The following is a 12862-nucleotide window of genomic DNA, read 5'->3' as shown; positions in this document are numbered from 1 at the left end:
TATTTGTCAAATAGACTATGACTTTTGTCAAAAAAACTCAGATTATTTAATCCGAGTTCCTAAAATATCAATATCTTCTACAAACCATTCACCAACGCCACCAATTTTTGGGCATGTTCTTGTGATTTTACGATCATTTTTTGTGCTTTGTCAGCGTCGTTTCGAAGTGAGTAAGAAACACCATGTGTGACAATGTGACCTGCATAATTTAACTGTGTTAATTTCGCTGTCAAACGAATTGGTGCCAAAAGGTCGTCAATCGTCGTGCCTGATTCTGCACTATAGGTCGCTTCTCCTGCTCCAGTTGTCAAAGAAGCCACCCAATATTTTCCTTTCAAAGCATCACCAGTTGAACCATGTGAAAAGCCGTGAACAAAGACTTTTTCAATCCATTTATTAAGCAAAGACGGCGTCATATACCAGTACAATGGGTATTGGAAAATAATCACATCAGCCTTTCGCAATTTATACTGCTCTGCTGCCACATCAATCTGATAATCAGGATACAAATCACTCAAGATGTCCAATTCTACCTTTGGCAAAGCTTTCTTCACTTCTTCCAAAATCGTTTTATTGGCTAAAGAATTATTTTTCAAATCGAGATACCCTGCAACAATTAAAATATTTTTTGACATATTTTTACCTCTCGTATTTTCAGAAAATGATATACATTTTCAACCAATTTATCAACTTAAAAAGAAGTTGAGACAAACTTTCCCAACTTCTCTAGCTTTTACGCAAAAACCTCCGCCAAAATGGCTACGCCTTGATCAATTTCTTCCTTCGTCAAGGTCAATGGTGGCAAGAGACGAACGACATTTATTCCTGCTGTCAAGACAATCAAGCCTTTGTCACGTGCTTTTTCGACCAATTTGGCAAGGTTTTCAGTCGTTTCAACCCCAATCATGTAACCGAGACCACGAACATCAGTCACTTTTGCATTACCAGCCAAAGCTTTCTTCAATTCAGCTTGCAAGTAATTTCCATTGTCAAACGCTTGTGGTAAGAAACCGTCAGCCAACATAATATCGAGTACGCTTGAGGCTGCTGACATGACAAGTTTATTACCACCAAAGGTTGAACCATGGCTACCGTAAGAGAAAGCTAGACCAAGTTTTTCCTTGGCTAACATGGCACCGACTGGTACACCATTTCCAAGACCTTTTGCCAAAGTGAAAATATCAGGCTCAATGCCATAATGTTCAAATGAGAACAATTTACCAGTACGTCCCATACCAGTTTGCACCTCATCAACAATCAGCAAAATACCTATTTCTTGGCAAAATGCGCTTAATGCTGTCACAAAGTCTTTGTCAGCTGGACGAACACCTGATTCTCCTTGAACCAACTCCAACATAATAGCGGCAGTATCATCGGTCACCAAGCTTTTCACGCTATCTAAATCATTGTAAATCGCATAGCTAAAATGTGGCACTACATCACCAAAACCATCCTTGATTTTGTCTTGCCCAGTTGCGGACATTGACCCAAAAGTACGACCATGGAAAGAATTAACAAAAGTAATGATTTCTTGCTTGCCAGTCGCCTTACGTGCAATTTTAATGGCAGCTTCATTGGCTTCAGCACCGCTATTGGCAAAGAAAGCAAGATAATCTTTTTCCCCAATCAACTTGCCTGCCACTTCTTCTTGCAAAGAATTAAGGTACAAGTTTGGTGTGTGCCAGATTTCTCCAGCTTGTTTTTGCAAAGCAGCTTTTACTTCTGGGTGAAAACCAAGATTTGTTACGCCGATTCCTGTTGAAAAATCAAGGCATTTCTTGCCGTCTTGGTCAAAGAGGTAATTTCCTTCTGCCTTGACAAATTCAACGGCTGCGCGTTTATAATTTTTAAATAATTTTGTCATTGTTATCTTCCTTTTCATGCTAGAGTTAGCAGATGATTGAAGTTCCTGTTACCAGATTGTCGCCAATCAATACCTCACCAACACCTGCTAAAACGGTATTTACCGCTGATTCAATCTTAGGAATCATGCCTCCTGTGATAATTCCTTGCTCAATCTTATCTTGAAATTCTGTCGAAGAAAGGCTATCGAGCACCGCACCATTTTCCAAAACACCTTTAACATCAGTTATCAAGACTAATTTTTCAGCGCCGAGGGCAACGGCAACAGCTGTTGCAAGATAATCCGCATTGATATTTAGCATATCACCATCTTTAGAATAGCCAATTGAGGCAAGGACAGGTAACATTTGATTCGCCAACATTTTTTCCAAGATTTCCGTCTGAATTTGTGAAACATTGCCAACATAACCGTAAGTTTCTTGGTCTAAGAAATCAGCCTGAACGACTTTTTCAATATCAGACAAGAGTTGAATGCTATCAATAGACGACTGGTTAAGTTTTTTAACTAAATTTTCTCCAACGATGTTTAACAAGGCATAGCTAACAAGCTTCATGTCAGATTGGCTTGTCACACGCAGACCGTTGATTTTCTTAACAGGCACGTGCTCGTCTTCCATTAATTTGTTAATCGCAAAGCCGCCACCATGAACGATAACCAACTGCTTGCCCGCTTCTTTCCAGTTTTTTATTTGATTAATAAAGTCTTGCGAAAGGTGCTGACTAGCAACACCTCCGATTTTAATCACAATAATATTTTCCATATGTTTCTTCTCTTTATGTGCGATAAAGGGCATTAATTTTCACGTAGTCGTATGATAAATCACAGCCCCAAGCTTTTCCTACTGCTTCACCAGAATGCAAATCAACCGTAATCGTAATCTCATCTTCGTGCATGATGTCTTGCATTTCCTCAGCTTCAAAGTCAACTGGACTTGATTTTAGCATGACAGGAATGTCTCCGAGGTAAATGTCAATGTTGTCAACTGGAACATCAACACCTGCATAGCCAACCGCTGCTAAAATACGTCCCCAGTTAGGGTCCTCTCCAAAAATCGCTGTTTTAACAAGACTTGAACCAACGACACTTTTTGCCATCATACGAGCATCAAGGGCATTTGGTGCATTCTTGACATTGACTTCAATGAGTTTGCTTGCACCCTCACCATCTTTGGCGATTTTCTTAGCCAATTCTTGCATAACGTAATTAAGCATTGCTGAGAACTTATCAAATTCTGGTGTATCTGGCAAGATTTCTTCATTCAATGTACAACCATTTGACAACACTAAGACCATGTCATTTGTTGATGTATCACCGTCAACCGTAATTTGGTTAAATGTTGTTTCAACATTTTGGCTTAGCGCAAGCTGCAAGGTTTCACTTGAAATATTCGCATCACAAGTGATAAAAGCAAGCATGGTTGCCATATTTGGATGAATCATTCCTGAACCCTTCGCTACACCAGCCATAGTCACTTCATCACGACCAAATTTTTCTGTGACAGCAACGGTTTTAACCATAGTATCAGTTGTTAAGATAGCTTTCGAGAAATCATCAGAATTACCATTAACAACAAGCTTAGAAAGCCCAGTTTTAAGAGTATCCATTGGCAACAAATCACCAATAACACCCGTTGAAGCAATACCGACCAAATCAGGCTCAACGCCTAATTTTTCAGCTGTCCATTTTTGCATAATATAGGCATCTTCCATTCCTTGCACGCCCGTACAAGAATTTGCCACTCCTGAATTCACAACGATTGCTTTCATCTTTTGCGCTTTTTTAATGGAATTTCGTGTTACAATCAATGGCGCAGCAATGACTTTATTTGTCGTGTAAACACCTGATACACTAGCGGGAACTTCTGAAACAATCCAACCAAAATCAAGTTTTCTTTTCTTAAATCCTGCATGCAAACCATCTGCCGAAAAGCCAAGAGGGCTCGCAACATTTCCTTCAATCACTTTCATCTTCTTATACCTGTAACACATAAGGAACTCATACTTCCCAATAACCTTCTGTGCTACTTCCTTTCTATATTCTATAAATAATTTGGCGAAATCAACAAACCTTCTGTTTCGTTCCAACCATTCATCAAATTCAGATTTTGCACGGCTTGACCAGCAGCGCCTTTAATCAAATTATCGATAACAGATACGACCGTCAGTACATTTGTGACATCATTGTAAACAAAACCAATATCTGTAAAGTTTGAACCGATAACATTGTGCAATTCTGGCAAATCATCTTGGATGCGAACAAAAGGTTTATCCTTGTAAGCATCCTTGTAAATGGCGTATAATTCCGCTTCGCTCAATGGCTTTTTCAATTTAACATAAGAAGTCGCCATAATCCCACGGTTAACTGGCAACAATGATGTCGAAAACTGAATGTGGTGTAACTTCTTGCTAAATAATTGCAATTCCTGCACAATTTCAGGAATATGCTGATGACGGTTTAATTTGTAAGTCACGTAGTTATCATGCACATTGACAAAGTGACTTGATTCTGATAAAGCTTTACCAGCCCCCGTCAAACCACTTTTTGCATCAACGATGATAGAATCTTCTTCAGCCACACCAGCTTTTAGCAATGGAATCAAGGCTAATTCTGTTGTTGTCGCATAGCAACCAGGGTTTGAAATGAATTTCTTACCTTGGACATCTGTAAATTCTGCCAAAGCATATGTAAATTTATTCAACACATCATCACTAGCTGGTATTTTTTTATACCATTTTTCATAAGAATCAGCTGGCAAACGATGGTCGCCTGACAAATCAATCACTGGGAAATCAGCTTCAACAAATGACTGCGCTAACTGGCTAGCTACCCCACTTGGTGTCGCAAAGAAAACCAAATCTGATTTTGCCATGATTTCTTGAGCATTAAACTCCTCAATAACTAAGTCACAAACACCAACAAGGTAAGGGTATAATTCTGACAATCGTCGGCCAATTTCCTTAGTTGCATGAATCGAAGCAATCGTAACATTTTTATGATTATTCAATAATTTAACTAATTCGAGACCACTATATCCAGTGATACCAACAATTGCCATTTTCATAATATACACTCCTTGAATAAATATGTTTTTAATTTTATAGTATATTTATTCGTAAGTCAAGTATTTTTTGCATAAAAAAACAAAAAAGCATAAATTTTCACTTATGCTTTCACTATTTTTCAAATAATTTCAGTTTGCTAATTCGCTCGACGGCTTCAAGAAGGCAGTCTGGTTCGACGAGCAAGCCGATTCTGACGTATCCGTCTCCTTGTTCTCCAAAACCTTTTCCTGGTGAGACAGCAACGTGAGCTTCATTTAATAGCAAATCTGTAAAGCTTTCGCTGTCATACCCTTCTGGTACAGGCATCCAAGCATAGAACCCCCCTTTTGACTCAAAAGCATGCCAACCAATTTTTTCTGCTGCCTGAACAAAAGCATGGCGACGCTCGTCATATTTCTGATTTAACCCTGCGATTGCTGCTTTTGTTTTTTCATCTAAAAGAGCTGCTGCTCCCGCATCTTGAATAGCAGGGAAGATGCTCACAAAAAGGTGGTCTTGTAGCAAATTAAGCGCTTCAATCAATTTTTCATTTCCTGCCGCAAATGCCAAACGCCACCCCGCCATATTAAAGGTCTTAGAAAAAGTGTATAACTCAATGCCGATATCTTTAGCTCCATGTGTTGACAAAAAGCTTGGATTCTCATAACCGTCTGCCCCTAAGGCACCATAAGCAAAATCGCTAACTACCCCAACCTCGTATTTTTTAGCCCAAGCGACGAGTTCTTCGTAAAATGCTGCAGTTGCAACCGCACCTGTCGGATTATTAGGATAATTAACATAGATGAATTTCGCACGTTTAGCCACTTCTTCAGGAATAGCTTGCAAGTCTGGTAAGAAATTATTTTCAGCTTTTAACGGAAATGTCTCATAGTTGATTTTTCCAAGCGACACACTTGAGAGATAATCTGGGTAACCTGGGTCTGGCAACAAGAGCAAGTCATCAGGATTCATTGTCGCTAGAGGAAATTCTACCAAGCCAATCTTTGCGCCACCAAGGACACAAATTTCCTTTTCACTATCAAGATTTACATGATAATTGTCCTTATAAAATTGACTGGCTGCCGCTTTAAAATTAGCATTTCCACGAAATTGCGAGTATTTATGAGAAGCAGGATTTTTGGCTGATTCAATTAAAGCATCAACAATGTAATCATAAGTTGGCTGGTCTGGATTGCCCTGTCCAAGATTGATGACATCATAGCCTTCTGCCACTTTGGCATTAACTTTTGCGACAAGACTAGCAAAAAACTGTTCTGGCAATTCTTGTAAAATCTTTGATTGTGAAAACACCTTAATTCCTCCTAATGATACAAATTTGGCTTGCGGTCAGCAAAAACTGGAATGTGACCTCGAATTTTTTCAACTTCTGTCAAATCAAGTTCAGCCGTAAAAATTCCCTCTTGATTATCTGGCACTTGTAAAATGATTTTTCCCAATGGGTCAATCACCAGAGAATGCCCAGAAAAATGATCTGAAATGCCATCGCCAACCCGATTAACAGCCACGACAAAAGCCTGATTTTCAACCGCACGCGCTCGCAACAAAATCTCCCATTGCTCCACACGTTCTTTGGGCCATTCAGCTACTACAAATAAAACCTTAGCACCGCTAGACATCAAGGTTCTCACCCATTCTGGAAAACGAATGTCATAACAAATCACACTAGCTGCTTTGACATCGTCTAGTTCAAAAACACTTTCTTTATTGCCTGCTTGCAGGTACTCATCTTCTGCCATTAAGCCAAACAAATGCACCTTGTCATAATCAGCAATCACTTGCCCCCCTCGATTAAACACATAGGTCGTATTAAAAAAGTGATTTTCTTTTGCCGTTGCGACCGATCCAGCCACCAAATTAACATGGTGTTTCTTAGCAAAATTTCCTAAATCCGTTATCGTTTCTTTCCCATTAACATCGGCAGTATCTGCCAGCTGTTTCAAGGCATACCCAGTATTCCACATCTCAGGAAGAACAATCACATCTGGCGCATCATGCACCGCTTTTTCCAATAACTCCAATACTTTCTTTTTATTTTGCTCAGGCTCCGCTTCACGGATAGCCATCTGAATAAGTGAAACTTTCATTTTTCCCTCAATTCTATCTTCTGTAAAAATATTCTGAAATCTTAGTAACTATTATAGCAGTCTAAAAAGCCCTCGTAAAATAGTTATTTTAAATAGACTCGATAGTTAAAAACTATAATCGAATAGGAACTAACAAGTAGTCCCTTTCACACCACCGTGCGTGTCGTTCGGCACACGGCGGTTCAACTAACTTTTAACGCATGTCGTTGAAGATAATAGTCTAAGCAAGAAACCAGTCCTCGTTTAGCGAGGACTGGTCAGATTGAAGACAAACCCTATTTCTGAGGTTTGTCTTTTTCTATATTTTGAAGTTTTGTGGTCGAATGAGCTTAGTTTTAGGAATTTTAGGCAAACTAAAAAGGCTGTCCTGCCAGCCATTTTGCGAGTTTTTTTAAGATTTAAGCATGCTAAAGTGAGTCCAACTTTTGCCTCCATTTTGGACTTGCCTCTTTCTCTGGTATGACGCAAATTATGATATTCTTTAGCTGTCCCAAATAAGCGTTCAGTGGTTTCCTTGCGTTTTCGGTAACGGTCAATCACTCCCTGATGATGTCGGATATCTTCACAAATCTCTAAGTCAGCTTTCCAAACATGACGGGTAACCACTTTTTGAAAGGCTTGACTCGTCGTACACTGGCTTAGTAAAGGACAATTCTGACAATCTTCTGGTTGACTTTGGTACCCACGATAATTTTTACGGTTGGTAGTTCGATAAGTTAATACCTGATTTTCAGGGCAAAGGTAATAGCCATAATAATCATCATAAATAAAATCCTTAGGACGTAACATATCCTTTTTATCATGAGGACGAGTATAAAGGAAAACAGGAATAATCTTTTGAGAGAGTAAATAATGAGCAATCGTTGGTGTTTTATAACCTGCATCTGCGATTAAGCAGGTTGGTTGAAAGGCTTTGAGTTGAGCAAAAAGAGCTGGAAAAGCTTGACTATCATGGACATTTCAAGCTGTCACGCTATAGGCTAGTGCCCAACCATGCTTATCACAGGCAACTTGGGCATTATAAGCAAAGACTTGTTTATGTTCTCCCTTATGAAACCAGCCACTTTCTGGGTCTGTCGTTGAGACTTTTTTAGTTTCGGGCTCTTTTTCTTTGGCGATCCCTAGCCACTTTTTTGCGTGTTTCTCACGGTCACGATTGATTTCAAATTCGAGTTGATCCGCCATGAATTTAGCTTGTTGGTTAACTTCTTGATTGATGTATTTGTGGTTATTAGCAGCTGCTTTAATATGAGTCTCATCTACAAAAATTTCACTTGGGTCAATTAAGCCCGCATTGATACAGCTGCCTAAGACATGACTAAAAATGGCTTCAACCACTTGTTTATCTTGAAACCGACTACTGTAGTTTTTGCCATAAGTGGTGAAATGAGGCACTTTATCGTCTAAAGTTAAGCCTAAAAACCAACTTGCTTACGATTATAATCGGGATTTTCTTTATGGAACATAGGCTCACCTCATAGCTATTATTATCTCTATTATATCGCTAATCCACAGAAAAAAGCCCTTAGAAACTGTTGTTCCCAAGGGCTTTGTCTTCAGTCTGACCCACCAAAGGTGGGCTTATGTTTATTTTCCGCTATCTTGTAACATTTTGATCAAACTGCTGAGGAGGCTGCCTTCTGCTAAGGCGACTAGTAAGGTTACCCAATTAACGTGACCTTGCAGAGCATCTACAATAATAATGTAAGCAAGAATCAGCAGCGTTATGCCGATAAAAGCGATAGCTAATTTCAAAAGTGTGTTTTTAGATTTCATCTGACAAAACAACTCCTTTATCAGTCAAAGACTGCCTAACGGATGTTACAGATTTTCAGCAACTGCTGCAAGAAGGTCAGCAATTTTAGCGGCGTCTGAACCACCAGCCATAGCCATGTCTGGTTTACCACCGCCGCGACCTGATACGATTGGTGCCAAAGCTTTAATCAAATTGCCAGCATGAACATCTTTTGTTTTGCTTGCTACAAGAACATTGACCTTTTCGCCAATAGCTGCCACCAATACAAGCACGTCAGAGTAATCTTTTTGTTTCCAGTTATCCGCAAATGTGCGAAGAGCACCAGCGTCAGAAACGGTTACTTGGCTAGCAATGTAACGAACACCATTTGCTTCTTTGACATCTTTAAAGACATCACCAGCTTGCGCTGCCGCTGCTTTTTCTTTCAATTCAGCATTTTCTTTTTGCAATTTGTGCAACTGCTCTTGCAAGCTCGCAACTTTATTAGTGACTTCTTTCAATTGTGGGACTTTAAGCGTAGCAGCAATTGTTTTAAGGTCTTCTTCTTCTTGACGGTAAGCTTCAAAGGCTTCTTTACTTGTCACAGCAAGGATACGACGTGTTCCTGAACCAATACCTTCTTCTTTGACAATCTTGAAGATTCCGATTTCTGCTGTATTTGACACGTGTGTTCCACCACAAAGTTCGATTGAGTAATCCCCGATTGTGACAACACGGACGTTTTTACCGTATTTTTCACCAAACAAAGCCATTGCGCCCATTGATTTCGCAGTATCAATGTCAGTTTCAATAGTCTTAACAGGAATAGCATTCCAGATTTGTTGGTTAACTTCTTCTTCAATTTGACGTAATTCTTCAGCTGTTACAGCTTCAAAGTGAGTAAAGTCAAAGCGCAAGAAGCCTTCTTCATTAAGTGAACCAGCTTGAGTAGCGTGTTCACCGATAACATTGTGAAGCGCAGCGTGAAGCAAGTGAGTTGCTGTGTGGTTTTTAATCACACGGTGACGACGTTTGCTGTCGATTTCAAGAGTATATGTTGTACCAACTGACAAGCCTGCCAAGACTTCAACTGTATGAAGTGTTTGACCATTTGGTGCTTTTTGAACATCAGTCACACGCGCAACGATATCGCCTTTATCATTTTTAATCACACCGTGGTCAGCCACTTGTCCACCCATTTCAGCGTAGAATGGTGTTTTAGCAAAGACAAGCAAGGCTTGACCTTCTGAAACAGCTTCTGTACGTTCGTTATCAGCGATGATAACTGACAATGTAGAATCAAGGACTTCATCTTCGTAGCTAAAAACTGATTCTTCAGTGATGCTTGACAATGTCTCATTTTGCATACCCATTGAGCCGCCTTTAACAACATTGGCACGAGCACGTTCTTGTTGTTCTTTCATAGCAGCTTCAAAGCCAGCATGGTCAATCTTGAAGCCTTTATCTTCAGCCAATTCTTCTGTCAATTCAACTGGGAATCCGTATGTATCGTATAATTTGAAGATGTCTTTACCTTCAACCGTATCTTTGCCAGCAGCTTTCAAATCAGCCAACAATTCATCAAGCATGCTTGAACCAGCATCGATTGTACGAGCAAATGTTTCTTCTTCACGTTTGACGATTTTTTCGATAAAGTCTTGCTTTTCAAGAACCTCTGGGTAGTATGATTCCATTATTTTACCAACAGTTGGAACCAATTTGTACAAGAATGTTTCCTTGATACCAAGACGACGACCGTGCATAACAGCACGACGAAGTAAACGACGAAGCACGTAGCCACGACCTTCATTTCCAGGAAGGGCACCATCACCGATAGCAAATGAAAGTGAGCGAATGTGGTCGGCAATCACTTTGAAGCTCATATTGTCGCCATCTGGGTCATAAGTTTTACCAGATAATTTTTCAATTTCGCGAATGATTGGCATGAAGAGGTCAGTTTCAAAGTTTGTTTTAGCCCCTTGCATAACTGCAACCAAACGTTCTAAACCAGCGCCCGTATCAATGTTTTTGTGTGGTAATTCTTTGTATTCTGAACGTGGAACAGCTGGGTCAGCATTGAATTGTGACAATACGATGTTCCAGATTTCGATATAACGGTCATTTTCAATATCTTCAGCAAGAAGTTTGATACCAACGTGGTCTGGGTCAAAATCTTCACCACGGTCAAAGAAGATTTCTGTATCTGGTCCTGAAGGTCCAGCACCGATTTCCCAGAAGTTATCTTCGATTGGAATCAAGTGGCTTGGCTCAACACCAAGTGAAATCCAGCGATTGTAAGTATCTTTATCATCTGGATAATAAGTCATGTAAAGTTTATCTTTAGGGAAATCAAACCATTCTGGGCTTGTTAATAATTCATATCCCCAAGTGATAGCTTCATCACGGAAATAATCACCAACAGAGAAATTTCCCAACATTTCAAACATTGTGTGGTGACGAGCTGTCTTACCAACATTTTCAATATCATTTGTACGGATAGCTTTTTGCGCATTTGTGATACGTGGATTGTCAGGAATGACAGAACCGTCAAAATATTTTTTAAGGGTTGCAACACCTGAGTTAATCCATAACAATGTAGGGTCATTTACAGGAACCAAGTTTGCTGAAGGTTCAACAGAATGACCTTTTGATTTCCAAAAATCTAACCACATTTGGCGCACTTGCGCACTAGTTAATTGTTTCATTACATCTTTCCTTTTCTTATTACTAAGCGGTCTTTCACGCTTGCCATAGATTGAAATCATCCATCAAAATTGTGCTTTTTTGTCATCAAAAAACGACAAGTCCACATACAGAGGGCGACAAACAGCCACGGTACCACCTCTATTCAATGAACTTGTCATTCTTCATTTATATCTTAAATTGTTTTTTCTTCTTTTACTTGATGTCATCAGAAGATGATGTTCAAAGCCCAAAGGTAAGAAAACATGAGTAGCACATTTTTAAATTTTTCCATGGCTCGCAACATCCGCCACTTTTCTGAATCTGAAACTTTAAAAACGATTCTCAATCTTTTTAATTGTACTGTATTTTAAGCTTCAGGTCAAGTATGTTATTCATCTGAACTTTCAGTTGTAGAAGATTCTTCAGTCGAACTTGATGAACTTGATGAACTTGATGAACTTGATGAGCTTGATGATGAGCTTGTTGCATATTGTGAAAGGATGCTTGCAAAGCTATGGTCTTTAATCTTCACATTTGCTTTATCAAGTGCTTTAGCAATAACTTTGTTTTGGAAGTCAGTATCACTTTCATATTGAGCTAAGATAATTTTCTTCAAACGTTTTTTGTAAGTTTTCCAGTCAGAATCTTTTTCTGTTTTCTTAGTTGTTTTCACAATATAGTAAGTGTAAGAATATGTTGATGGATTAAGCACTTTAATAACGTCTGATACAGAACCTTCGTCTTGGTTAAAGGCAGCATTCATAACATCTTCTGGCAAATCAGTATCTGCTGAATCAAATGTGTACTCTGTCTTATCTGCTGTTGTATTGTCTTTAGCGATTTTTTCAAAATCAGCACCATCCGCTGTTGCTTGGTCATGAACTGAATTTGCTTTGTCTTCATCGTTCAAAGCAATAACGATAGCTGTAGTGTCAGGATTGTAATTTTCGTAAGCCGCTTTATAGTTTTTTGTTGTTAATTTTTTCTTAGCAGCTTGTTTTACAGCGTATTCAACCAACATTGATGTACGAATTTGTTGTTTGTAAGTATCTGATGTCAATCCAGCTTTTGAAAGTGCGCTTGAGAATGATGAACCATAAGATGAAGCTGTTGTATTGTATGCTTTTGAAACATCATCGTCTGATACTTTATCACCGTATTGGTCTTCAAAAACACGTGATAAAATCAAGTTCAACATTGTTTGTTGTGATGAAGAAGTGCTTTTGACAGCGTTATAGAAATCTGATACTGTGATAGTATCACCTTTCATGGTAACAAGAGCTTTTGTTTCTGAATTGCTGTTAGTAGCAAGGTAAGTTACACCTGCACCGATAAGAGCTGAAGCTACTGCAATTGAAACACCTTTGAAAGCTTTACTTTGGATAACTTTCTTAAACCCTGATTTTTCTTTGTTGGCCATTGTTATTAAACT

At 39.1% G+C, this 12862-nt stretch carries 10 protein-coding genes and 1 pseudogene; all 11 read right to left on the bottom strand.

Features of this window, described 5'->3' with window-relative positions:
- Positions 1-77: 77 nt before the first annotated feature.
- Entirely contained in the window at positions 78-635 is a 558-nt protein-coding gene (locus tag SMA_RS03420; RefSeq protein WP_014294228.1) for an NAD(P)H-dependent oxidoreductase, read from the bottom strand.
- Positions 636-733: 98 nt separating this feature from the next.
- Positions 734-1864 (bottom strand): acetylornithine transaminase, encoded by a 1131-nt coding sequence (locus SMA_RS03415; protein ID WP_014294227.1) that lies wholly within the window; start codon positions 1862-1864, stop codon positions 734-736.
- A 25-nt stretch (positions 1865-1889) separates the two neighbouring features.
- Complete coding sequence (gene argB, locus SMA_RS03410; RefSeq protein WP_014294226.1) at positions 1890-2624, bottom strand: acetylglutamate kinase; 735 nt, start codon at positions 2622-2624, stop codon at positions 1890-1892.
- A 13-nt stretch (positions 2625-2637) separates the two neighbouring features.
- The gene (gene argJ / locus SMA_RS03405; protein ID WP_014294225.1) at positions 2638-3831 is read right to left on the bottom strand and encodes a bifunctional ornithine acetyltransferase/N-acetylglutamate synthase; all 1194 of its coding nucleotides are present in this window, start codon (positions 3829-3831) and stop codon (positions 2638-2640) included.
- Positions 3832-3902: 71 nt separating this feature from the next.
- Positions 3903-4925 carry an N-acetyl-gamma-glutamyl-phosphate reductase gene (gene argC, locus SMA_RS03400; protein WP_014294224.1) on the bottom strand — a complete coding sequence of 341 codons (1023 nt, stop codon included), beginning with the start codon at positions 4923-4925 and terminating at the stop codon, positions 3903-3905.
- Positions 4926-5037: 112 nt separating this feature from the next.
- Positions 5038-6216, bottom strand: a complete 1179-nt coding sequence (locus tag SMA_RS03395) for a pyridoxal phosphate-dependent aminotransferase (protein ID WP_014294223.1) — start codon at positions 6214-6216, stop codon at positions 5038-5040.
- Between the two features lie 11 nt (positions 6217-6227).
- A complete protein-coding gene (locus SMA_RS03390; RefSeq protein ID WP_014294222.1) occupies positions 6228-7010 on the bottom strand; it encodes a carbon-nitrogen family hydrolase in 783 nt (260 codons plus the stop codon).
- Positions 7011-7346: 336 nt separating this feature from the next.
- Positions 7347-8435 (bottom strand): annotated as a pseudogene (locus SMA_RS03385) (IS1182 family transposase); the annotation flags it as partial.
- A gap of 162 nt (positions 8436-8597) precedes the next feature.
- Entirely contained in the window at positions 8598-8786 is a 189-nt protein-coding gene (locus SMA_RS03380; protein WP_009853783.1) for a hypothetical protein, read from the bottom strand.
- A 45-nt stretch (positions 8787-8831) separates the two neighbouring features.
- A complete protein-coding gene (gene alaS, locus SMA_RS03375; RefSeq protein WP_014294220.1) occupies positions 8832-11450 on the bottom strand; it encodes an alanine--tRNA ligase in 2619 nt (872 codons plus the stop codon).
- A gap of 368 nt (positions 11451-11818) precedes the next feature.
- Positions 11819-12850 (bottom strand): peptidyl-prolyl cis-trans isomerase, encoded by a 1032-nt coding sequence (locus SMA_RS03370; protein ID WP_014294219.1) that lies wholly within the window; start codon positions 12848-12850, stop codon positions 11819-11821.
- Positions 12851-12862 lie beyond the last annotated feature (12 nt).

The organism is Streptococcus macedonicus ACA-DC 198 (assembly GCA_000283635.1).
Lineage (GTDB): Bacteria > Bacillota > Bacilli > Lactobacillales > Streptococcaceae > Streptococcus > Streptococcus macedonicus.
The sequence above is the reverse complement of the archived record's forward strand: the minus strand, read 5'-3'. Positions and strand labels throughout refer to the sequence as shown.